Genomic DNA, 22,886 nt, shown 5'->3' on the forward strand with positions numbered 1-22,886 from the left:
ATGGGCAAAACGGCCTGCAAACCGGCCGAAATGCACGTCGCAATCGCTGCGCAGCCACGTCTGGGCGGCTCGTTTCTTCGAAAGCAGCGTCACTGGTGCGTTCGAAGGGTATTTTTTCAACGGCCTGCTAAGTATCGGCGATGGCGGCCGCGCTCGAGGGCAAGAAAAACCCTAGTTGAGCGCCGCGCGCATCTGGTCGATCACGGCCTTGTAATCGGGCTTGCCGAAGATGGCGCTGCCCGCCACAAAGGTGTCGGCGCCGGCGTCGGCCACCCGGCGGATGTTGTCGGCCTTGATGCCGCCGTCCACCTCCAGCCGGATGTCCTTGCCGCAGGCGTCGATGCGCCGGCGCGCCTGCTCGACCTTGCGCAAGGCGCTGTCGATGAACGACTGTCCGCCAAAGCCGGGGTTGACGCTCATGATCAGGATCAGGTCCAGGTCGTCGATCACCCAGTCCAACACGTCCAGCGGCGTGGCCGGGTTGAACACCAGGCCGACCTGGCAGCCGCGCGCCTTGATCGCCTGGATGCTGCGGTGCACGTGGGTGCTGGCATCCGGGTGGAAGCTGATCAGGTCCGCGCCGGCATCGGCGAACATCTGCGCCAGGGCGTCCACAGGCTGCACCATCAGGTGCACGTCCAGCGGCACCGGGCGGCCGTCAGGGGTCACGCAGTGCGGCTTGAGCGCCTGCGCCACCGCGGGCCCGATGGTCAGGTTGGGCACGTAATGGTTGTCCATGACGTCGAAGTGGATCCAGTCGGCGCCCGCGGCGATCACGGTGCGCACCTCGTCGCCCAGGCGGGCGAAGTCGGCCGACAGGATGGAGGGGGCGATGCGGTAGCGTTTCATGGGCAGGGTACGTGGTGGGTGGCAGGGGGACCCGGCAGGGGTATGCGCCGCGTATTGTGGATCGAATCGGCGTGGCGCGGCTACCATTGCCGCCAATGGCCGTTGCCTTGCCACGGATCGCCACTGCCGCAAAACCGGGATGACACCACACGACGCACACCCCCCCGCCCCGTTGCTCGCGCCCCCCCACGACGCCTCTGTGGCCGGGCTGCGGCTGTGGCTGCGCGATTGGGTGCGTTGGCTGCGCGGGCCGCGGGCCGAGGTGCGTGCCGTGCTGGCCCGATTGGACGCCTGGCTGCATGCGCTGGAGGCTGACGCATCGGCACGCGCGCGCCTGGCGCGGGCCTGGCATGCCTGGACGGCGCACGGGTTGGACTGGGCGTCCCTGTTGGCGGATGAGGGCATGGCGCGGCGGCCCGCGTTCTGGGCGGAGTTTGGCCACCGTCTGCGCCGGCGGCTGCTGCCGGTGTCGCCGGAAACGAGCGACGCCTCGGAATGGTTTGGTTGGGTGTTCGACGACCCGCTGGATGCGCGCTGGCTGGCGGCGGTGCCGGCCCGGCAGGTGCAGCGCCTGGCCCGTTTGCTGGCGTTGGAAGGCGAGGCCCCGACCGCGGCCACGGTGTGGTGGCCTGCCTTGCTCGATGCGGTGGGGATCTGCGTCGCCCAGGTGGTGGTGGCCGGCTTTGAGCCCGAGCTGCGCCAGCGCATGTCGCCGGCGGCGCAGCGCAGCCGTGTCTTTCACGAGCTGGGGCGCCGGCTCGACGCATTGCGGGATGCGCTGGCCACCCACGGCTGGCATGCGCCGCCCACGCAGGCGGCGCTGCAGGCGTTGCGCGACGGCTTGGATGAGTGCCGCCGCGCCGCCTACACCGTCTACGCCCATTTGGACGAGCATGGCATTTCCACCGCCGTCGTCTTTCGGCTGCGCCAGCTGCGCGAACGCGTGCTGCGCGCCAAGCGGCTGCTGGACGCCCTGGGCAGTCCCAATACCGAGCGCGCGGCCTTGCACGTGTTGGCACGGCTGGTGCGCGCCAGCCACGAGGCACGCCGCATCGGCCCCCTGGTGGCGCGCACCTCGCAGCTGCTGGCGCAGCGCGTGACCGAGCGCAACGCCGAAACCGGCGAGCACTACATCAGCCGCAACCGTGCGGAATATGGCGTGATGCTGCGGCGCGCGCTTGGCGGTGGCGCCGTGCTGGGGTTGACGACTTGGAGCAAGCTGGCGCTGACATCGCTGGGGCTGACCGCCTTCTGGGGTGGACTGGCTGCCGGGCTCAACTACGCGGCGTGGTTCGTGCTCATCATGCTGCTGCACTGGACGGTGGCGACCAAGCAGCCTGCCATGACCGCCCCGGCGCTGGCCGCGCGCCTGAAGCACCTGCACAGTCGCGAGGCGGTGCTGCGCTTCGTCGACGAAGTGGCGCATCTGCTGCGCTCGCAGGTGGCGGCCATTGCCGGCAACCTGCTGGCTGTCATCCCGGCGGTATGGCTGTTGGACGCGGGCTGGCGGCTGTGGCGCGGGACGTCGCTGATCGACGCCGCCAAGGCCGAGCACCTGCTGGCCGCGCATCAGCTGTGGGGGCCGACCCTGCTGCTGGCCGCGGGCACGGGCGTGCTGCTGTTTGCCAGCAGCCTGATCGCGGGCTGGGTGGAAAACGCCTTTGTGCTGTACCGGCTGGACAGCGCGCTGGCCCACCACCCCACCTGGCAGCGTTGGCTGGGGCCCGAGCGCGCACGGCGCTGGGCGGCATGGCTGCGCACCCATGTCTCGGGGCTGGCGGCCAACATCTCGTTGGGCCTGTTGCTTGGGCTGGTGCCGGCGCTGCTGGGGTTTTTCGGCATCCCGTTCGATGTGCGCCACGTCACGCTGGTCACGGGGCAGCTCACCGCCGCGGTGGCGGCGCTCGGTCCCGAGGCGCTGTTGCGCGGCGACGTGGCCTCCGCGCTGGTGGCGACGCTGCTGGTGGGGCCCATCAACCTGGCGGTGAGCTTTTATCTGGCCTTCCGGCTGGCGCTCAAGGCGCAGGGCATCAATGCGGTCAACCGCCAGCGCATCCAGCAGGCGCTTGCGCACCGCTGGCGCAAGGCACCCGGCAGTTTTTTGTGGCCGCCGCCAGACGATGCGCCCCCGCGCAGCTGATGTGGCCACTCGGGCTGTCCCCGGCGATGGAGGCGCGATGGGCGAATTCGATCTGATCCGCACGCATTTTTGGCGCGGCGCAGCCGCACGGCCCGATGGCACCGGGGTGCTGCTGGGCAACGGCGATGACGCCGCGCTGTTGGCCCCCGCGCCGGGGATGGCGCTGGCCGTATCCACCGATATGTTGGTGGCGGGGCGGCATTTTTTGCCCGACGTCGACCCCGAGGCGCTGGGCCACAAGGCGCTGGCGGTCAACCTCAGCGATTTGGCCGCCATGGGCGCCCGGCCCCTGGCCTGCACGCTGGCGCTGGCGCTGCCGCAGCCCGACGCGGCGTGGCTGCAGGGGTTGGCGCGCGGGCTGTTGGCGCTGGCCGACGCGCACGGTTGCGCCCTGATCGGCGGCGACACCACGGCCGGGCCGCTCAACCTGTGCCTGACCGTGGTGGGCGAAGTGGCGCCGGCGCAGGCGCTGCGCCGCGACGCTGCCCGCGTGGGGGACGACATCTGGGTCAGCGGCACCCCTGGCGTGGCGCGCCTGGGGCTGGCGTTGTTGCGTGGCGAGCAGGCGCTGCAGGGCGCCGGGGCCGAGGCGGCGCGGCAGCAACTGCTGCGCCCGGCGCCGCGCGTGGCGCTGGGGCTAGCCTTGCGCGGGGTGGCGCACGCCGCGGCCGATGTCAGCGACGGCCTGCTGGCCGATTTGGGGCACATCCTGGTGGCCAGCGGGGTGGCGGCCGAGCTCGATGTGGAGGCGCTGCTGCAGCGCGCGGCCGCCAACGACGCGCTGCACGCCCTGCCGCTGGCGACGCGGCTGGGGTATGTGCTGGCGGGGGGGGACGACTACGAACTCGTCTTTACCGCCGCGCCGGCGCACCGCGCGGCGGTGCAGGCCGCAGCGGCCCAGGCCAGCACGCCCGTGACGCGCATCGGCCGTGTCGTGGCGGGCGTGCCGGCTGGGCATGTGCTGGAGCCCGGTGCGTCGCGGGTTCGACTGTGCGACGCGGAGGGGCAGCCCTACGCGCTGCCGCCCGGCGTGGCTTTGGGGGGGTTCGATCATTTCGCTACCATGGCGCCATGAGCACCGCTGCCCCAGCCGCATCTTCCGCCGCCGCCGATGAGGCACCGCCGCGCGCGGCCGCGTCGGTGGTGTTGCTTCGCGACAGCGCCGACGGCCTGCAGGTGCTGCTGCTGCAGCGGCACCGCGATGCGCGGGTGCTGGGCGGGTTGTACGTCTTCCCTGGCGGCAAGGTGGATCCGGAGGACGCCGCGCCCGAGTGGGTCGCCCATCTGGACGCGCCGGTCGGCACCCTGCCGGCACGCCTGGGCGAGCCCGGGCTGACCCCCGCGGCGGCGCAAGCTTTGTACGTGGCGGCCGCGCGCGAATTGTGGGAGGAAGCCGGTGTGGCCCTGGTGGATGCGCCGGCGGCGCTGGCCGCACTGCCGGCGGGCGCGGCGGCGGGTGGCTGGCGCGCGCAGCTGGCGGCTGCGGGAGTGCGGCTGTCCACCGCGGCGCTGCGGCCGTGGTCGCGCTGGATCACCCCGCGCAACCCGCCCGTGGGCACCCCGCGGTTCGATACGCGCTTTTTTCTGGCGCGGCTGCCTGCGGGGGCGCAGGTCCGCCACGACGCGTTCGAGGCCAGCGATAGCCTGTGGCTCACCCCGCGCGCGGCCTTGCAGCGCTACTGGGCGCGCGAGATCGAGCTCATACCACCCCAGCTCATGGGGCTGGCGCAGCTGGCGCGCCACGCCACCGTGGCCGACGCCTGGGCCGAGGCGGCGGGCCGCACGCCGCCGTGCATTCAGCCCGAGCAGTTTCGCGACGGCGAGCACCGCGCCATGTGCTACCCCGGCGACCCGCTGCACCCCGTGGCCGAGCGCGCCTTGCCCGGCCCGACGCGGCTGCGGCTGGTCCAGGGGCGCTTCGAGCCGTTCGATGGCTTTGCGGGGTGGTTTGCATGAACGCCGCGGTCGAGCACGTCCCCGTTCCGTCGGTGCGCTTCATGTGTGCGCGCCTGTCGCACCTGATCGCGCTGGGGTTCGGCGCCGGGTTGTCGCGCTGGGCGCCGGGCACCGTGGGCACGCTGTGGGCTTGGGCGGCGTTTTTGCTCATCGACGCGTTGGCAGCACCCGGCGATGCGGGCTGGGCGGTGATCATCGGCATGGGTGTGCTGGTGGGCTGGTGGGCGAGCACGGCCACGGCGCGCCGCGCGGGCATGGCCGATCCCGGCTTCGTCGTGATCGACGAGGTGGTGGCGTTTTGGCTGGTGCTGTGGATGGCCGCCCCCGGCGGGCTGTGGGGGCAGGTGGTGTGCTTTGCGCTGTTTCGCTGCTTCGACGCGGCCAAGCCGGGGCCGGTGGCCTGGGCCGACCAGGTCTGCAAGGGGCCGGGCTGGCGCGGCGGCTGGGGCGTGATGTTCGACGACCTGGTGGCGGCGTTTTGCACGCTGCTGGTCATCGCGCTGTGGCGCTTTGCGTGGGGGGGCTGAGGCGATGGCGTGCGCGCCACCCCTGTGGGTGCCCGATGCGGTCTGGCCCGGCGTGCAGGCGCTGGCCGCGGCGTTGCTGGCGCGCGGCTGGCGGCTGGCCACCGCCGAGAGCTGCACCGGCGGGCTGGTGGCGGCGTGCTGCACCGCGCTGGCGGGGTCCAGCGACTGGTTCGAGCGCGGCTACGTCACGTACGCCAATGCCGCCAAGGTCGCCGAGCTGGGCGTGGACGCAGCCCTGATCGCCACCCACGGGGCCGTCAGCGAGCCGGTGGCGCGCGCCATGGCGCACGGCGCCGCGGCCGCTGCGGGCGTGCCGGTGTCGTTGGCCATCACCGGCATTGCCGGGCCCAGCGGCGGCAGCGCCGCCAAGCCGGTGGGCACGGTGTGGTTCGGTTGGTGCGTGGCCGGCCGGGTCGAGACGCAGTGCCAGCGCTTCGCCGGCGATCGCGCCGCCGTGCGCGCGGCAGCGGTCGAGCACGCCTTGGCCGGGCTGCTGCAGCGGTTGGCGGCGGCCGGCTGACGCCGGATCACGGTTGGCGTGGGCGCCCCAGGCGGCGGGTCAAGCCGCCGCGCCGCAGCATTTCTTGTACTTCTTGCCGCTGCCGCAGGGACAGGGGTCGTTGCGGCCCGGCTCGGCCGCCTTGCGCACGGTGGCAATCGGCGGCCCCAGCTCGCGTGCGATGTCGTGCAGGGTGTAGACCGCCCAGATGGCCTCGCCGAACAGCTCCAGCCGCGCCGCGCTCACGCTGGGGGGCGCGTCGTCCGATACCGGGTTGATCGCGGCCGGTTCGTCGTCGTCCTCCATCAGCGCGGCAATCGTGAGCAGCGCCTCTTCCCATTCGCGTGCCAGCTCGCGCTCGCGTGGCGCACGCCAGTCGTCCGCCCAGGCCTGCACGGCATCCATGAAGCCCACCGCCCAATACTGCGCAAACGACGGCAAGGGGCCGTCCTCCAGCGCCTCGACGAGGGCCTGGCGCTCCTCGTCCGTGGCGGCCGCCACCATCCCGCGCACGTCGACCAGATAGGGGTGGAAGGTGCGCTCGTCGTCCAGCGTCTCCACCGGTGCCTGCAGCGCGGTGGCGATCTCGTTCCAGCGCCGCATCCACAGGTCCAAAAACGTTTGCCGTTGCGCCTCATCCCGAAAGTGCGCGTGGCCAAAGCCGGGGCCACCGTCGGGCGCGCCAAACAGGACGGGGAAATACTCGCTGGGCATGATCAGGCGACGGCAGCACAGCAGCGCGGCCATGAAGCCGTCGCAATACTCCCACGACGTGGGTATGTCGGGGGCGCGCGTGCCCAAATCGTCCAACAGGGCTTCGAGCTGTTGGAAATCCTCGTCCGTCATCGCGGCGGCGGTGGCTGCGGGGCTGGGCATGGCGTCGGGCGTCATCATGGCCGCAGTGTAGCCGGCTTGCCGGTGCCAGAGGCGCGGCGGCTTAGACCGCCAGGTCGATTTGCTGCAACGGCCGCGCCTGCCCCGCTTCGGTCAGGTACAGCCCGCTGCTGCGCAGGCGGCCCGCCTCGCCCAGCGCGAAGGGCGTGGCCACGCGGCCCAGGTGCAGCGCCCCGACGCCGGCCTCGGCCAGTGTTTGCAGGCGGTCGGTGCCGCCGTCGCGCGTCCACACGCGCAACTGCTCGAACGCGGCGTCGCCGGCGTCGATCCAGCCGTTGCCGTCGTTGTCCAGTGCGGCCAGTTCGGCAAAGCCGTCGCCGCTGAGCGCCCCAAAGAGCTCGCGCCCGTCGTCGATGCTGCCGTTGCCGTTGCGGTCCAGCGCCAAAAAGCCGCTGCCGCTGGCGACGAACGGCACCGACTCGGGGCTGCCGTCGGCATCGAGGTCGAAGGCAAAGCGCATATCGGTGAGGGTGGGCGGGGCACCGTCGAGGGCCAGCACCAGCGGGTCCTGCAGGCGCTGCGCCGCGCCGCCGGCGCGCAGCGACAGCGCGCGCACGTCCACGGTTTCGCTGCGCAGCGCCAAGCGCAGCTCGAAGTCGATGGCGGTGCCGTCGGCCAGCGCCACGCGGCCCCGGGCCTCGAAGGCCACCGTGTGCGATTCGGTGCGGATCTCGACGTGGTCGTACGCCAAACCCCACGTCGGCGCGGTGGCGGTGGTGTCCGCTGCGGGTATGGCAGGCCCGCCGTCCGCCGGACGCGAGGGCTGCCATGCTTCGGCGCGAAAGACGCGCACGCGCAGGCCGGTCAGGGCCTCGATCATGCGCGCCAGCGTGCGCAGCCGCGGCTCCAGGCCATCGTCGGGGGTGTCCGCGCTGACCCGGGTGTCGTCGGCCGCGTGGGCGGTGGCGCGGCTGTCGTGGGCGGGGCGCCCCACGGCGCTCCCGGGTACCGCGTCGGGGCGGGAGGCGGCCGCGCGCGGCGACAACTGCAGCAGGGCCGACGGGCGGGGCGCGGGCGACGGTGGCGGGCTGCGCCAGACCTGCCAACGCGTCTGGGTCTGCGTGCGCACGGCGCGCTCGGCCTGGCTGTCCAGCGCAACGGTGCTGTGGGCGATTTTCATGCCGCAGGTATCGGCCGTGTCGCGTCGGTGCTGCAGCCAGGCCCGACGAACGGCGCTAGACTGGCCGCATGAACGATGCCGCTGCCGTGCCTGACCCCGCCAACCCACCCGTGGATGCGCATGCGCCCCCCGGCGCCCAGCGGCTGCCGGTGGAGGCGCTGCGCCTGCGCGTCGATCCCGCGGCGTTGGGGTTCGAGGATACGTCCGCCCTGGCGCATGAACCTTTGCCGTGGATCGGACAGGAGCGGGCGCACACCGCGGCGCGCTTCGGGTTGGGGATCGACCAACCGCACACGCACCTGTTCGTGCTGGGCGAGGTGGGCACGGGCCGCTCCACCTTGTTGGTGCAAGAGATGCGCGCAGCGGCTGCGGCGCGGCCGGTCCCGCCTGACCTGTGTTATTTGCACAACTTCGACGTGCCCGAGCGTCCGCGGGCCTTGCGATTGCCGGCCGGGCAGGGGCGCGAGCTGCGCCAGCGCATGGCCGCGTTTTGCCGCATCCTGCAGACCGAGATCCCCAAGCGGCTTAGCGAGCCCAGTTTCAAAGCCGCCTTGTCGGCGCTGGAGAAAACCTACAGCGACCGCGAGGCCGAGGCGTATGCGGCGCTGTCGGCCTTTGCCCGGGCGCGCCACTTTGCGTTGCGGCGCGAGGGCGGTCAGCTCATCTTCACGCTGGTCGATGAACAGGGCGAGCCGTTGACGGCCGATGCGCTGGCCGCACTCGACCCCACGCGGCGCGCCGCCTACGACGAGGGCGAGCGCGAGCTGCGTGCCGAGATCCTGCGGTTTCTGGAGGTCACCGGGCCGCTGGAGCGGGCGTTGCGCGATGGCGTGGAGGCGCTGCGCCGCCAGGCCGTGCGGCCGCTGCTGGAGCGCGAGCTCGACGCCATCCGCCAGAGCCTGCGCAAACAGTTCAAGGACACGCGCAAGCTCGGCCAGTGGCTCGACGGGGTGGAGCGCGACGTTCTGGACAACCTCGATCTGTTCGAGCCCACCGACCCCGACGACGACGCCGAGCGCCGCGACGCGCTCGAGCGCCGGCTGCAGCGCTACCGCGTCAACCTGGTGGTGGACAACGCCGAGACCGAAGGGGCCCCCGTCATCGTCGAAGACAACCCGCTGTACCGGCCGCTGTTTGGCAGCATCGAGTACCAGACCGACAACGATGTGCTGGTCACCGACTTCAGCCGCATCCGCGCCGGCAGCTTGCTGCGCGCGCATGGTGGCTTTTTGATGCTGCACGTGCGCGACCTGCTGGTCGACGACCTGGTGTGGGAAAAGCTGCGCCGCTTCCTGCGCAGCGGCCGGCTGCAGATCGAGGAGCCGGGCACGATGTTTTCGGCACTGGCCACGACCTCGCTCGAACCCGAGGCGGTGGACGTGGACGTCAAGCTGGTGCTCATCGGCTCGCACGAGCAGTTTTACGCGCTGCAGCAGGGCGACCCGGAGTTTGCGCGGCACTTTCGCATCCAAGTCGATTTTGCCGATGCCTTTGCCGCCACCGACGAGACGCGCCGTGCCACCGGCGTGTTCGTCGCCCACACGGTGCGGCGCCTGGGGCTGCCCGCCTTTACCGCCGATGCGGTCGCGCGTCTGATCGAGGACAGCCACCGCGAAGCCGAAGACCGCACCCGCCAAAGTGCCGCCTTCGCCCGCACCGAGGCGTTGGTCGTCGAGGCGGCCGAAGTGGCGCGCCAGCGCGGCGCGAGGCGCGTCGAACGCGCCGACGTGGCGCAGGCGATCGCTGCGCGCAACCGCCGCCACGACTACCCGGATCAGCGCCTGCGCGAAGCGGTGCTCGAGGGCGATCGCGTCGTGCACGTGCGTGGCGCGCGCATCGGACAGCTCAACGGCCTGTCGGTTATCGACCTGGGCGACTACCGCTTTGGCCTGCCCATCCGCGTGGCCGCGCGCACGCTGCCCGGTACCGAGGGCCTGCTCAACATCGAGCGCGAGGTGTCCCTCTCCGGCCCCATCCACGACAAGGCGGTGCTGGTGCTGCACAGCTACCTCTCGGCCCTGTTCGCGCCGCTGGCACCGCTGGCGCTGACCGCCTCCATCATGTTCGAGCAGGAGTACGCGGGCGTCGAGGGCGACTCGGCCTCATGCGCCGAGTTCTACGCCTTGTTGTCGGCACTGTCCGGGCTGCCGCTGCGCCAGGGCATCGCGGTCACCGGCGCCCTCAACGCGTTTGGCGAGGTGCTGCCGGTGGGTGGCGTCAACGAAAAGATCGAGGGCTTCTACCGCGTCTGTGCTGCGCAGGGGCTCGACGGCACCCAGGGCGTGCTGATCCCGGCACGCAACCGCCGCCACCTCGTGCTGGCCGACGATGTTTGCGCGGCGGTCGAGGCGGGGCGGTTCCACGTCTGGGCCGTGGACCACGTGGCCGATGGCATGACCTTGCTCACCGGCGTGCGCTTTGGCGACCCCACCCCCTGGACGGCCACCGCGCCGCTGCACCCCGGCCCCGAGGCCTACCAGGCCGACACCGTGCTGGGACGCGCCGCGGCCACGCTGGCCGCCTACCGCCGCGCCTGCCTGCGCGCGGGCAACCCGCGCGCGTGGCGGCGTCGCGGCTGAGCGGCCCCGGCGCTGCCGAAGGTCGCCGAGCCGGATCAGAGCCAGCCGCGCGCGCGCAGCGCGTCTTTGACGATGTTGCCCATGAGCTGGTTGGTGCGTGGCGTGCCGTGGAAGTTGTCCGAGAACACGTAGGTGTTCCACCACCCCGCACCAGCGCCGGCGGGCGGGTTGGCGCTCAACGCCGCTTCCGTGCAGGTCTGGATGCTGTAGGTCGGCAACCCCTGCGCATCGACACCCGTGGCGGGACAGGCCGGCGTCGTCGTGTTGCTCAGCCCGTAGGCCGCGGGGGACGCCAGCCATTGGTTGAGCGCGCTGTAGAAGTCCACCACGGCCACGCGGGACTCGCCTGCCAGGCGCTGCGCCAAGCGTGCATTGAACGCGCCGACCCAGTTTTGCGCCGTGGCCGCGATTTGGGCCGCTGCCGCCGCACCGGCGTCCCCGCCGCCGCTGGCCTGTGCCACGCCCGCCAACACCGCCTGAAAGCGCGGCGTGCGTGTCACGTCGGGTGCGTTGACCACCACCACGCGGCGCGCGCCTTTGGCCAGCGCCTCGGCCTGCAGCGTATCCACCAACCGGTCGGCCAGCGCGGCCATGTACGCACCACCCGCCTGGGCCAAGCCTGCCGCGCCGCCAGCGGCCGCCTGGGCCACTTGGGTGGGGCTGAGCAGCTCGCTCAGCAATGCCGTGTAGGCCGCGCCAGCGTCCGCCGAAGCCTGCAGGTAGGCGCCAATCAAATCGGCTGCATCGTTGCCGCCGCCATCCACCAGCAGAATGTCGCTGGGGCTGTATCCCCGTGTGCCCAGGTCGCGCAGCTGTTGCAGCACCGAAAACGGCGTGCTGTCCCCTGCCGTCCCTACGACGTTGATGCGTGCGCCCCCGACGGCGTAATTCGTGCAATTGGCCGCCGAGGGATTGGGCGCGACCGTGCTCGGGCCGGTGGCCGTATAGCGCGCGCACAGCGGATCGACGTCCGCGGCCTCGGCCACGTGGTCCACCCAGATGCGGGTGCTGGCCAGGTTGGCCCCCTGCACCGTGAACTTGAAGCCGAACGTGCCGCCGTCGGCCAAACTGTCCCCAGCCACCTTGACGGCGGTGACGTCCGAGCCGCCACCGCACGACGCCAGTACAGCGGCAAGGGCGATGACGCCCACACGATAACTCCAGCGCATGACAAACCTCCTGGCCAAAAAATCGAACGACCGTTCGATCCTAGGGGCGCCCAGGTTCCCTGGCCATTCGGGTTCGCCCTGACTGTTGCCTGGGTGCGACAGAGCGGGGACGCGCGGCATCCCCCGGCGCAAGCGGCGCCGATACCTCACCCCCGCATCAACGCCTCGATGGCGTCCGGCTCCACCGGTACGTCGCGTGTGATGAGCTCGCAGCCATCTTCGGTCACCACGGCATCGTCCTCGATGCGGATGCCGATGTTCCAGAAATGCGCCGGCACGTTGTCTGCAGGGCTGACGTACAGCCCGGGCTCAATGGTCAGCACCATGCCGGGGCGCAGGATGCGGCTGGGGCGGTCGCGGATGATCTCGCCGCTGAGCGGGTCGCGCCGCTCGCTGGTCTGCCCCACCGCGCCGGGCTCGACATAGCTGCCCACGTCGTGCACGTCCAGCCCCAGCCAGTGGCCGGTGCGGTGCATGTAGAAGCGAAAGTAGTGCCGCTGCTCGATCACGTCGTCCAGGTGGCCGACGTCGTTCTTGTCCAGCAGTCCTAGGTCCAGCATGCCCTGCGCCAGCACCTTGACCGCGGCGTCGTGCGCATCGACGAAGCGCGCCCCGGGGCGGGTCGCATCGATGGCGGCCTGCTGCGATGCCAGCACCAGTTCGTACAGGTCGCGCTGCGGCCCGCTGTAGCGCCCGTTGGCGGGGAAGGTGCGCGTGATGTCGCTGGCGTAGCCGTCGAGCTCGCAGCCGGCGTCGATGAGCACCAGCTCGCCGTCGCGCACCGGCGCTGCATCGGCCCGGTAGTGCAGCACGCAGGCGTTGGCGCCAGCGGCCACGATGCTGCCGTAAGCCGGGTACTGCGAGCCGCTTTGGCGAAATTCGTGCAGCAGCTCGGCATCCAGGTGGTATTCGCGCACGTCCTCGCCGGCGCGGATCATGGCCGCGCAGCGGCGCATGGCGCGGATGTGCGCCCGTGCGCTGATCTGGGCGGCGCGCCGCATCAAGCCGATTTCGTGCGCATCCTTGATCAGCCGCATCTCGTCGAGCACGGCGCACACGTCGTGCAGGGCGTGTGGGCACAGCACGCCGTAGCGCACGCGCGCGCGCACCGCCTGCAGCCAGCCCTCGATGCGGCTTTCCAGCCCCGTGTGGGTGGCAAACGGGTACCACACGCTGCGGCGGTTTTCCAGCAGCTTGGGCAGTCGCGCGTCCAGCTCGTCCACCGAATACGCCGCGTCCACGCCCAGCGCGGCGGGCGCCGCCGCCGGCCCCAGGCGGTAGCCATCCCAAATCTCGCGCTCGACGTCTTTGGGTTGGCAAAAGAGCGTGCTGTGCCCCTCGGCGGTGAGCACCAGCCACGCGCGCGGTTCGGTAAACCCGGTCAGGTAATAAAAGTAGCTGTCGAAGCGGAACAGGTATTCGCTGTCGCGGTTGCGCAGGCGCTCGGGCGCGGTGGGGATGATGGCGATGCCGCCGTCACCGAGCTGCGCGGCCAGTCGGGCACGGCGCTGCGCGTACAGGGCCTGGTGGGCAATGGGGGTCGTCATGGCGGTGATGATACGGGCGGCGCGGTTGGCGCATCGGGCGCTGCGGCATTGAGGGCGGCCCAGCGTTCGGGCGTGCCCACGTCGGTCCAGTCGCCGTGCCAGACCTCGGCTGTTACGCGGCCGGCCGCCATGGCGCGGCGCAGCAGCGGGGCCAGCGGTGCGGCGACGCCGGCCGGGTTGCCCGGGGGGATGTCGCACCAGGGCGGCTCGAACAGCGCGCGGCGCAGCAGCGCGACCGTGGCGTAGGTCCAGCGCGCGGCGGGGGCGTCGCCGGTCAGGTCGAGGGCGCGACCATCGGGGCCGAGCCCGAAGTCCCCGCGCGGGTGGTGCGGCGGGTTGGGCACCAGCCACAGGTGGGCCAGCGCGTCACTGGCCGCAAACCGCGCCCGGGCTGCGGGGTCAAAGCCAAAACCCGGCATGTACACATCCCCCGCAGCCAGCCAAAACACGTCTTGCAGCCACGGCAGGGCGCGTGCGATGCCGCCTGCCGTCTCCAGCGCGCGGCCAAAGTCCTGTCCCTCCATCGAATAGTGCAGCGCAAGCGCCTGCGGTGGCTGGCCGTACACCGTGCCCAGGGCCGCCGGGATCTGCTCGCCCAGCCACGCGGTGTTGATCAGGACGCGGCGCACGCCCGCACGCGCCAGCGCATCCAGGTGCCAGGCCAGCAGTGGACGGCCGCGCACCGGCAGCAGGGGTTTGGGGCAGGTGTCGGTCAGCGGTCGCATGCGCTCGCCGCGGCCAGCGGCCAGCAGCAGCGCCTCGGCGCGGTCCGGGCGGGGCAAAGAGCGTTCGGGCATGGAGGACGCCATTTTGACTAAAATCAATCCGTAGTTCCGGTCCGCGCGGCCGGGCGTTTCACTCAGACCCTGGAGATCTCGCATGGCGCACGTTTCCTCGACCGAGCACAGCCCCGCCGCGGCCGATCCGGCCGAGGCCATCGTCCACGTGATTCCCTGGTTGGTTCCCGCGGCGGGCGCCATTTTGATGTTCCTGTTGGCGTTCATCGCCGTGTTCATGGCCTGACGGCTGCCACCGAACGCACGGCGCGCCCCGACAGGGCGGCGCCATGTTGTAAACCCCGCTGGGCATATGGCCGGGCGGGGTTTGGCTTTTGTGCGGTGTCACCGAGGCGGTGCCACCCCCGTTGCCAGGGGAAGTGGTGCAGACGGCATCGTGTCATGCAAGTTTTGCATGGATTCGGCGATGAGCGCGCCGCGGGTGTCATACCGGTTACATACAATGGGCCATCGGTCTTGACGGACACCCCGGCCCCACGCGCACCGGCAGGGGCTGGCGGGCTGCCGCCAGCGCGATCCGCTGGCGGGTGTGCCCGCGAGGCCCCTCCGATGTTGTTCCGCCTCGCCGGGCCTGGGCGACGTGTGTGCACGGCGTCCGTGTCGGCGTTCCAACCGTAGGGTCATGGCCATGAATGCTCCCGTGATGCAGGGTCTGCGCCTAAGCGCACCTGCCAACGTTCAACACGCCCGTCTGCTGGCCTGGGTCGCCGACATGGCGGCGCTGTGCAAGCCCGATCGCATCGAGTGGTGCGACGGCAGCCAGGCCGAATACGACCGCCTGTGTGCGCACATGGTGGCAGCGGGCACGCTCAAGCGGCTCAATCCCGCCAAGCGCCCCAATTCCTATCTGGCCTGGACCGATCCCTCGGACGTGGCCCGGGTCGAGGATCGCACCTTCATCTGCAGCCAGCGCCCCGAAGACGCCGGCCCGACCAACAACTGGATGGCGCCCGAGGAGATGCGCGCCATCCTGCAATACGGCCGCGACGGCCAGCCCGGCCTGTTCGATGGCTGCATGCGCGGCCGCACCATGTACGTGGTGCCGTTCAGCATGGGGCCGTTGGGCTCGCCGATCGCGCAGATCGGCGTCGAGCTCACCGACAGCCCGTATGTGGTCGTCAACATGCGCCTCATGACGCGCATGGGGCGTGCCGTCTACGACGTGCTGGGCCGCGACGGCACCTTCGTGCCCTGCGTGCACACCGTGGGCGCGCCGCTGGCGCCGGGGCAGGCCGATGTGCCCTGGCCTTGCAACCCCAGCACCAAGTACATCGTCCACTACCCCGAGACGCGCGAGATCTGGTCCTACGGTTCCGGCTACGGCGGCAACGCGCTGCTGGGCAAAAAATGCCTGGCGCTGCGCATCGCGTCGGTCATGGGGCGTGACGAGGGCTGGCTGGCCGAGCACATGCTGATCCTGGGCGTGACCAGCCCCGAGGGCAAGAAGTACCACGTCGCGGCGGCCTTCCCCAGCGCCTGCGGCAAAACCAACTTTGCCATGCTCATCCCGCCCAAGGGTTTCGAAGGCTGGCGGGTCACCACCATTGGCGACGACATCGCCTGGATCAAGCCGCACGCCGACGGGCGGCTCTACGCCATCAACCCCGAGGCCGGCTACTTTGGCGTGGCGCCCGGCACCAACGAGCAGACCAACCCCAACTGCATGGCCAGTCTGACGCGCGACGTCATTTTCACCAACGTGGCGCTGACCGACGACGGCGACGTCTGGTGGGAGGGCATGGGCCCCGCGCCCGCGCACTGCCTGGACTGGCAAGGCCAGGACTGGACGCCGGCCGACGGTGCCGCCGGGCGCAAGGCCGCGCACCCCAACGCGCGCTTTACCGTGGCCGCCACCAACAACCCCGCGCTCGACCCGCAGTGGGACGAACCGGCCGGCGTGCCCATCGACGCCTTCATCTTTGGCGGGCGCCGTTCCAACACCGTGCCGCTGGTGACCGAGGCGCGCACCTGGATGGAAGGCGTCTACATGGCCGCCACCATGGGGTCCGAGACCACCGCCGCCGCGTTCGGCGCGCAGGGCGTGGTGCGGCGCGACCCGTTTGCCATGCTGCCCTTCTGCGGCTACCACATGAGCGACTACTTCCAGCACTGGCTCGACATGGAGCGCCGGCTGGAGGAAAACGGCCACACCCTGCCGCGCATCTTCTGCGTCAACTGGTTCCGCAAGGATGCCAACGGCCAGTTCATCTGGCCCGGCTACGGCGAGAACATGCGCGTGCTGCGCTGGATGATCGACCGCCTGGAAGGGCGCGTGTCCGGCGAAGACCACGCCTTCGGCATCAGCCCCTCGTACGACGAGATCCACTGGGACGGCCTGGACTTCGGGCCCGAGCAGTTTGCTGCCGTGACCGACATGAACCCCGCCGACTGGGCGCGCGAGCTCGAACTGCACCAGGAGCTGTTCGACAAGCTGGCCCACCACCTGCCCCGCGCGCTGGTCGAGACCAAAGCGCGCATGGCCCAGCGCATCCTGGGCTAAGGCCGGAGGCCCACTGCGGCGGCGTGGCGGGGCTTTCCCCGCCAGCCGCGGAATCACACGTAGTACAGGCTGTAGCGGCGGCCGTCGGGCATGACCACCTGCTCGGCGGTGCTCAGCGCCCACGCGCGGGTGGCGTGGGCCGTGTCCAGCGCCAGGTCGGGGCCCAGGGGGCTGAGGGCATCGGCCCAGTCGGCCGGCGACGCGGTGGCAGGCGCCGGGCGGGCCTGCAGGTCGGCGTGCAGGCGGGCGTCGGTGCGGGCCAGCGCCTGGGTGCGGGCTTCGGCCCGGGCCAGCGCGCGGCGCAGGGCCCAGGCGTTGAGGGCGGCCATGACCCGCTGGGCGGCGTGGCGGGCGGGCGAGGCCAGCAGCAGGCTGCCGGCGAACACCACGGCCCACATCAGGACCCAGGCGCTCAGCAGATCACCATCGGCCCAGGTGACCACCAGGCGGTCGGTGACCACGGCCAGCGCGGCGACGCCGGCGGCCAGCAGCAAGGTCGCCAAGGCGCGCGGTGCCGCGCTGCGCCGCGCGGCCTCGACGTGGGACGGCGCACCCGCGTGGGTCGGCGCGGCTGCAGGGGGCGTTTGCATCATCAACGTGCTCATCGGGATTCCTTTCATGCTGCCATGCAGCAGAAGATGGTCGAATACTAGGGTTTCCCCGAATGGGTTTCAACTTTTGATTTGGAATGTCATACATTCACCACGGTTATGAACCCGGTGAATTTCCGCACGCTCGACCTCAACCTGCTGCGCGTCTTCGACGAGGTGATGGCCGAGCGCAGCCTGACGCGCGCCGCGCACAACCTGGCGCTGTCGCAACCGGCGGTCAGCAACGCGTTGCGCCGCTTGCGCGAGCTGCTGGGCGACGACCTGGTGCGCCGCGCGGGCTACGGGGTGGAGCCGACGCCGCTGGCGTTGCAGCTGTGGCCGGCGGTGCGCGAGGCTCTGCAGCGCCTGCGCGAATCGCTGGCGCCAGGGCCGTTCGACCCGGCCGGGGCGCAGGATGCCTTCGTGCTGGCGATGGCCGATGCCACGGCCTCGAAGATCATGCCGGGCCTGGTGGCGATTCTGGATCGCGAGGCCCCGGGCGTGACCCTGCGGGTGCTGCCGCTGACCACGCGCGATCCGCGCCCGCTGCTCGATGACGGCGGGGTCGATCTGGCGATCGGCTACTTTCCCGGGGTGCTGGCGGAGCTCGGTGCCACGCATCTGCAGGAGCAGGTGCCGCGCTACGCGTCGCGCCGCCTGTACGAGGGGCACTACATCGTCGCCATGCGGCGCCGCCACCCGCTGGCGCAAGGGCCGCTGACACTGGACGACTATTGCGCCGCGCGCCACCTGCTGGTGAGTTTTTCCGGGCGGCCCTTTGGCTTCGTCGACGAGGCGCTGGCCGCGCTGTCGCGCCGGCGGCGCATCGTGTTGACCGTCAACCAGTTTTTTACCGCGGGTCAGGTGGTGGCCACGTCCGACTTGCTGACCGTGCTGCCCTACCACTTTTTGAGCAGCACCGGCCGCGCTGCGGAGCTGGCGGTGCAGCCGCTGCCGCTGGCGGTGCCGCGGGTGCACGTGGACATGCTGTGGCATCGGCAAACCGAGTCGGCCAGCGCCCAGCGCTGGCTGCGCGAGGCGGTGGTGCGCGCCGTGGCCAGTGCGCCGCCGCACCCGGAGGCGTTCTGATGCGCATCCAGCTGTTGTCGGATCTGCACCTGGAGGCCAACCCCGGCTTCGTCCCCACCCCGGCGCCCGACGCCGACGTGCTGGTGCTGGCGGGGGACATCGGCTCGTACCAGCGCCGCGCGGACGGCACGGTGATGGCGCTGCCGGACTGGGGCTTGCAGGCGTTTTCGCCGCTGCCGCAATACGCGGGTTGGCCGGTGCCGGTGCTGTTCGTGCCCGGCAACCACGAGTACGACGCGCTCGACTGGGACGCGGCGCACGCAGGCCTGCGCGCCGCCTGCGACCGACTGGGCATCCAGTGGCTGGAGCGCGCCGCGGCCGTGATCGACGGCGTGCGCTTCGTCGGCACCACGCTGTGGAGCGATTACGACGCGCTGGCGCAGGTGCCGCAGCGCCGCCAGGGGCGTGAGCGGCCGATCACCGACCCCGAGGCGCACCGGTTGCGCCAGCGCGAGCGGGCGTTTCGTGCCGCCAATTTCTACCTGACGCAGATGGCCACGCAGCGCCACGGCCGGCTGTTCGACGCGGCCGCGATGCGCGAGGAGGCGCTGCGCTGTCAGGCCTGGCTGCGCGCCGCGCTGTCCGCTCCGTTCGACGGCCCCACGGTGGTGGTGACGCATTTTGCGCCGTCGCTGCGCAGTGCCGATCCGCGCTACGGCGTGCAGCCGGGCACCGCCGGGTTTTGCAACGCGCTCGACGATCTGCTGGCGCATGCCGATGTGTGGCTGCACGGGCATTTGCACTGCCCGCACGACTACCGCGTGGGCCGTTGCCGCGTCGTGGCCAATCCGCTGGGTTACGCGGACAAGGGTGAGCAGGCGGGGTTTGCGCCGCTGTCGGTGGTGACGGTGCCAGCGCCTGCCGACGCACCGCGGCCGCCGCAGGCGGGCCTTGAGCCGCGGCGCGATAATGCGGGTGAGGGTAGGCAGGCATGTTGAAACGCATTCACGTCCAGGACGTGCGCCTCGGGATGTACATCCATGGCTTCGTCGGGTCGTGGCTGGACCATCCGTTTTGGCGCAACCGCTTTTTGCTGGAGGATCCGCAGGATTTGGCGCGCATCCGCGCCAGCGCTGTGCGCGAGGTCTGGATCGACGTCAGCAAAGGCGCCGACGTTGCCCCCGACGCGACCGTCACGGCGCAGGTCGCAGACGAGCAGGCGGTGGCGCAACAAACCCCTGCCGAGCCCCCTCCCGAGCGCGATCTGGCCCCCACGCCGCAGGAGGTCGAGCTCAAGCACGCCTACCGGCTGCTCAACAGCGCGCGCAACGCCGTGGCCAGCATGTTTCAAGACGCGCGCATGGGCCGCGCCATCGACCAGGCGGTGGCGCAGGCCGTGGCCTCGGACATCGCCGATTCGGTCACCCGCAACGGCGGTGCGCTCATCAGCCTGGCGCGCCTGAAGACCGCCGACGACTACACCTACCTGCACTCGGTGGCGGTGTGTGCGCTGATGGTGGCGCTGGCGCGTCAACTGGGCCTGTCCGACGCGCAGGCGCGCGCCGCAGGCTTTGGCGGGCTGCTGCACGACATCGGCAAGGTGGACATTCCGCTGGAGATCCTCAACAAGCCGGGCAAGCTCACCGACGAGGAGTTCGCCATCGTGCGCGAACACCCGCGCCGGGGCTGGCAGCGTTTGCGCGACGCCGGCATCGACGATGCGGTGGCCCTGGACGTTTGCCTGCACCACCACAAGCGCGTCGATGGCCGCGGCTACCCGGAAGGGCTGGCGGGCGACGCGCTGTCGCTGATGGCGCGCATGGGCGCGGTGTGCGATGTGTACGATGCCATCACCTCCAACCGGCCGTACAAAGCGGGTTGGGACCCGGCCGAGTCGCTCAAGCGCATGGCCAGCTGGCAGGGCCAGTTCGACGAGCGGGTTTTTCAGGCGTTCGTGCGCAGCCTGGGGATTTATCCCGTCGGCTCGCTCGTGTTGCTGAGCAACGGCCGGCTGGCGGTGGTGGTGGAGCAGTCGCCGCGCAGCCTGCTCAAGCCCGTGGTCAAAACGGTTTTTTCCACGCGCAGCGGTGAGCGCGTCGTGCCCGAGCGCATCGACCTCTCGGCGCCCGGCTGCACGGTGCAGGTGGTGCAGCGCGAAGACCCCGCGCGCTGGAAGATTCCCGATCTGGACGAGATCTGGTCCGGCATCCCGGGCCTGCGACGCGAATACGCCGATACCCGGGCCTGACGGCGCCCACCGGTGGCGCCGGCGCGGGCGGCTCACATGGGGTCGAGCGCCGCCGCGGCGGCGCTGCGCAACGTCTGGGTCAGCCGCGTGAGCACGTCGGACGCCAGGTTCCAGCAGTGCCAGTACAGCGGCACGGCGTAGGCGCTCTCGGGCGCCACGTCCACCAGCGTGCCGGCCGCCAGCGCCGCGCCCGCCACCAGCTGCGGCACCACGGTCACCCCCCAGCCGGCCTGCGCGGCACGCACCTGACCCTCGGACGAGGGCACGAAGCACTGCTGCAACACCACCTGCGACAGGCCAAAGGTTTGGCAGACGAAGTCGCGCTGCAGGTCGTCCTTGCGGTTGAACGCCACGAACGGCACGCGGTGGAAGTTGTGGCGCGTCAGGCGTCCCTGCAGCGCATCGCGCGCAAACGCCGGGCTGGCCACGGCCACGTAGCGCATGCGCCCCAGCGGCTCGAGCCGGCAGCCGCGCAGTGCCTGCGCCAGCGAGGTGACGCAGCCCATCACCTGGCCTTCGCGCAGCCACTCGTGGGTAAAGTCCTGGTCGTCGTGGATGATTTCCAGCGGCACGCCATCGCGCACCAGCGGCGTGACGGCGGGCAGCGCCCAGCTGGCGATGCTGTCGGCGTTGATCGCCACCGAGATGCGGCCCTCATCGCGCGGGCGGCGCGCCACAGTGGGGGCGAGCTCGCGCAGGTCGTGCTCCAGGTCGGCGCGCAGCAGCCGCATCATCTTGGCGTGTTTGATGAGCAGCTGCCCGGCGGGCGTGGGGCGGATGGGCCGGCTGCGCACCAGCAGCACCGCGCCGGCCTGGGCTTCGAGCGCGCGCAGCCGCTGCGAGACCGCCGACTGGGTGATGGACAGGCGCTGCGCTGCGCGCTCGAAGCCACCCTCCTCGACGATGGCGGCCAGGCACTCGAGGGCGTCGGGGTCGAAGGCGGTGGTCATCGGCTGCTCCATTAGCTTTACTGATGTTATCGCGCTTTATTGAATAGCGCTTTATTTTCTCGAGGGCCTGGCGCACACTCGCGTCCCATGGGCGGCCACGCATCCGCGCAGGGGTGCGGTGCGGCGGTCGCAGGAGACGAACATGCGCGTGGTGGTTTTGGGGGCCGGCATCATCGGCACATCGACGGCTTGGCATTTGCTGCAGCGCGGGCACGACGTGGTGCTGGTCGATCGCCAGCCCGACGCGGCGCTGGAGACCAGCTTTGCCAACGCGGCGCAGATTTCGGTGAGCTACTGCGAGCCGTGGGCCAACCGCCAGGCGCCGTTGAAGGCGCTCAAGTGGATGTTCGACAAGCAAGCGCCGCTGCTGTGGCGTCCGCAGTGGGACCCGGCCCAGTGGCGCTGGTTGCTGCAATTCCTCGGCCAGTGCACCGACCGCGCCTTCGAGCGCAACGTGGCGCAGCTGGTGTCGCTGGGGGCGTTCAGCCACGCCACGCTCAAGCAGATGGTGGCCGAGACGGGCATCGAGTACCAGCGCAGCGAGCGCGGCATCGCGCACGTCTACACCGACGCCAAGGCCTTCGAGGAGGCCGCCGGTGCCGCCGAGCTGATGCGCCGCCATGGCGTGCAGCGCCGTGTGGTCTCGCGCGAGGAGCTGCTGCGCCTGGAGCCGGCGCTGGCGTTCAGCCAGCAACCCATCGTCGGCGGCACCTACACCGCCAGCGACGAGCACGGCGATGCCCGCGAGTTCACGCAGGCGCTGGCGCGCCGGTGCGCGCAGCGCGGCGCCGAGCTGCTGTTTGGCCACGACGTCGAGCGTCTGGAGGTGGCGGGCGGCGCGGTGCACGGGGTGCAGGTGCGCGCGCGCGACGATGGGCGTGTGCGCACCTTGCAGGGCGATGCGTATGTGGTGGCTTGCGGCTCGTACACCACGCCGCTGCTGGCCACGGTGGGCCTGCGCGTGCCCATCTATCCCGGCAAGGGCTACAGCGCCACGCTGGCGCTGCGCGAGCCGGCGCGCGCGCCGCAGGTCAGCCTGCTCGACGACGGGCGCAAGATCGCCATCTCGCGCCTGGGCGAACGCTTGCGCGTGGCGGGCACGATCGAGCTGGGTGGCTTTGACCTGCGCCTGGACACCCCGGTGGCGCAGGCACGCTGCCGCATGCTGCTGCAGCGCATCGAGGAGCTGTTCCCCGGCGCAGCCGACACGCGCCCGCCCGAGCAAGGGGGCGATCCGCAATTTTGGTGCGGGCTGCGCCCGGCCACCCCGACCAACATCCCGCTCATCGGCCGCTTGCCGCTGCAGCGCCTGTGGATCAACGCCGGCCACGGCACGCTGGGCTGGACGCACGGTGCCGGCTCCGGGCGCGCGCTGGCCGAGCTGCTCAGTGGCGAGCGCCCTGCGGTGGCGATGGATTTCGTGGGCATCGACACCGGCGGCGGCCGCCCGCGGCGAGCGCAGCCGGCCTCGGCCACGGCCTGAGCGCGCGCC

At 71.3% G+C, this 22,886-nt stretch carries 20 protein-coding genes; 12 read left to right on the forward strand and 8 right to left on the reverse strand.

All coding sequences use genetic code 11. The features are described from left to right. Positions 1-171: 171 nt before the first annotated feature. On the reverse strand, positions 172-849 hold the full coding sequence (rpe, locus tag Tther_RS04305) for a ribulose-phosphate 3-epimerase (protein WP_143901303.1): 678 nt from the start codon (positions 847-849) through the stop codon (positions 172-174). Positions 850-1,021: 172 nt separating this feature from the next. Between rpe and Tther_RS04310 the strand changes: the two genes are divergently transcribed. The 5 genes from Tther_RS04310 to Tther_RS04330 are packed head-to-tail and all read left to right on the forward strand — an operon-like array spanning position 1,022 to position 5,992. After that, on the forward strand, positions 1,022-2,989 hold the full coding sequence (locus Tther_RS04310) for a site-specific recombinase (RefSeq protein WP_246098908.1): 1,968 nt from the start codon (positions 1,022-1,024) through the stop codon (positions 2,987-2,989). A gap of 37 nt (positions 2,990-3,026) precedes the next feature. Further along, positions 3,027-4,064 carry a thiamine-phosphate kinase gene (thiL, locus tag Tther_RS04315; RefSeq protein ID WP_143901305.1) on the forward strand — a complete coding sequence of 346 codons (1,038 nt, stop codon included), beginning with the start codon at positions 3,027-3,029 and terminating at the stop codon, positions 4,062-4,064. Continuing rightward, complete coding sequence (locus Tther_RS04320; RefSeq protein ID WP_143901306.1) at positions 4,061-4,945, forward strand: NUDIX hydrolase; 885 nt, start codon at positions 4,061-4,063, stop codon at positions 4,943-4,945. Before thiL ends, Tther_RS04320 begins: the two co-directional genes overlap by 4 nt. Beyond that, positions 4,942-5,472: a phosphatidylglycerophosphatase A family protein gene (locus tag Tther_RS04325; protein WP_143901307.1), complete on the forward strand. Its 531-nt coding sequence runs from the start codon at positions 4,942-4,944 to the stop codon at positions 5,470-5,472. Before Tther_RS04320 ends, Tther_RS04325 begins: the two co-directional genes overlap by 4 nt. Positions 5,473-5,476: 4 nt before the next feature. Beyond that, the gene (locus tag Tther_RS04330) at positions 5,477-5,992 is read left to right on the forward strand and encodes a CinA family protein (protein ID WP_143901308.1); all 516 of its coding nucleotides are present in this window, start codon (positions 5,477-5,479) and stop codon (positions 5,990-5,992) included. A 39-nt stretch (positions 5,993-6,031) separates the two neighbouring features. On the opposite strand, the gene Tther_RS04335 is transcribed toward Tther_RS04330, so the two are convergent. Both Tther_RS04335 and Tther_RS04340 read right to left on the reverse strand, forming a co-directional pair. Further along, complete coding sequence (locus Tther_RS04335; protein ID WP_143901309.1) at positions 6,032-6,865, reverse strand: UPF0149 family protein; 834 nt, start codon at positions 6,863-6,865, stop codon at positions 6,032-6,034. A 43-nt stretch (positions 6,866-6,908) separates the two neighbouring features. Further along, the gene (locus Tther_RS04340) at positions 6,909-7,985 is read right to left on the reverse strand and encodes a hypothetical protein (RefSeq protein WP_143901311.1); all 1,077 of its coding nucleotides are present in this window, start codon (positions 7,983-7,985) and stop codon (positions 6,909-6,911) included. A gap of 68 nt (positions 7,986-8,053) precedes the next feature. On the opposite strand from Tther_RS04340, the gene Tther_RS04345 reads away from it, so the two are divergent. Beyond that, positions 8,054-10,564, forward strand: a complete 2,511-nt coding sequence (locus Tther_RS04345) for a Lon protease family protein (RefSeq protein ID WP_143901313.1) — start codon at positions 8,054-8,056, stop codon at positions 10,562-10,564. 35 nt (positions 10,565-10,599) lie between these two features. On the opposite strand, the gene Tther_RS04350 is transcribed toward Tther_RS04345, so the two are convergent. From Tther_RS04350 to Tther_RS04360, 3 genes are all read right to left on the reverse strand, one after another. After that, a complete protein-coding gene (locus tag Tther_RS04350) occupies positions 10,600-11,733 on the reverse strand; it encodes an SGNH/GDSL hydrolase family protein (RefSeq protein WP_143901315.1) in 1,134 nt (377 codons plus the stop codon). Positions 11,734-11,879: 146 nt separating this feature from the next. After that, positions 11,880-13,280: an aminopeptidase P N-terminal domain-containing protein gene (locus tag Tther_RS04355; RefSeq protein ID WP_143901317.1), complete on the reverse strand. Its 1,401-nt coding sequence runs from the start codon at positions 13,278-13,280 to the stop codon at positions 11,880-11,882. Further along, on the reverse strand, positions 13,277-14,077 hold the full coding sequence (locus Tther_RS04360; protein ID WP_185975006.1) for a nucleotidyltransferase family protein: 801 nt from the start codon (positions 14,075-14,077) through the stop codon (positions 13,277-13,279). The genes Tther_RS04355 and Tther_RS04360 overlap by 4 nt, the downstream gene beginning before the upstream one ends. Before the next feature lie 82 nt (positions 14,078-14,159). On the opposite strand from Tther_RS04360, the gene Tther_RS13255 reads away from it, so the two are divergent. Both Tther_RS13255 and Tther_RS04365 read left to right on the forward strand, forming a co-directional pair. Further along, complete coding sequence (locus tag Tther_RS13255) at positions 14,160-14,303, forward strand: hypothetical protein (RefSeq protein WP_185975007.1); 144 nt, start codon at positions 14,160-14,162, stop codon at positions 14,301-14,303. A 402-nt stretch (positions 14,304-14,705) separates the two neighbouring features. Further along, positions 14,706-16,577: a phosphoenolpyruvate carboxykinase (GTP) gene (locus Tther_RS04365; protein WP_143901321.1), complete on the forward strand. Its 1,872-nt coding sequence runs from the start codon at positions 14,706-14,708 to the stop codon at positions 16,575-16,577. Between the two features lie 53 nt (positions 16,578-16,630). Here the strand turns inward: Tther_RS04365 and Tther_RS04370 are convergent, their stop codons facing one another. Then, entirely contained in the window at positions 16,631-17,182 is a 552-nt protein-coding gene (locus Tther_RS04370) for a hypothetical protein (protein WP_143901323.1), read from the reverse strand. 105 nt (positions 17,183-17,287) lie between these two features. Here Tther_RS04370 and Tther_RS04375 point away from each other — a divergent pair, with 105 nt between their 5' ends. From Tther_RS04375 to Tther_RS04385, 3 genes are read left to right on the forward strand one after another with little or no spacing between them, the layout of a single operon-like run. Continuing rightward, positions 17,288-18,256 carry a LysR family transcriptional regulator gene (locus tag Tther_RS04375; protein ID WP_143901325.1) on the forward strand — a complete coding sequence of 323 codons (969 nt, stop codon included), beginning with the start codon at positions 17,288-17,290 and terminating at the stop codon, positions 18,254-18,256. Continuing rightward, the gene (locus tag Tther_RS04380; protein WP_143901327.1) at positions 18,256-19,194 is read left to right on the forward strand and encodes a metallophosphoesterase; all 939 of its coding nucleotides are present in this window, start codon (positions 18,256-18,258) and stop codon (positions 19,192-19,194) included. The genes Tther_RS04375 and Tther_RS04380 overlap by 1 nt, the downstream gene beginning before the upstream one ends. Beyond that, complete coding sequence (locus tag Tther_RS04385; RefSeq protein WP_143901329.1) at positions 19,188-20,444, forward strand: HD-GYP domain-containing protein; 1,257 nt, start codon at positions 19,188-19,190, stop codon at positions 20,442-20,444. The genes Tther_RS04380 and Tther_RS04385 overlap by 7 nt, the downstream gene beginning before the upstream one ends. A gap of 32 nt (positions 20,445-20,476) precedes the next feature. Here the strand turns inward: Tther_RS04385 and Tther_RS04390 are convergent, their stop codons facing one another. After that, positions 20,477-21,394, reverse strand: coding sequence for a LysR family transcriptional regulator ArgP (locus tag Tther_RS04390; protein WP_143901331.1), 918 nt, complete (start codon positions 21,392-21,394; stop codon positions 20,477-20,479). A gap of 142 nt (positions 21,395-21,536) precedes the next feature. On the opposite strand from Tther_RS04390, the gene Tther_RS04395 reads away from it, so the two are divergent. Further along, positions 21,537-22,877 carry a D-amino acid dehydrogenase gene (locus tag Tther_RS04395; protein ID WP_143901333.1) on the forward strand — a complete coding sequence of 447 codons (1,341 nt, stop codon included), beginning with the start codon at positions 21,537-21,539 and terminating at the stop codon, positions 22,875-22,877. Positions 22,878-22,886 lie beyond the last annotated feature (9 nt).

The sequence above is a fragment of the Tepidimonas thermarum genome, assembly GCF_007556705.1.
GTDB lineage: Bacteria > Pseudomonadota > Gammaproteobacteria > Burkholderiales > Burkholderiaceae_C > Tepidimonas > Tepidimonas thermarum.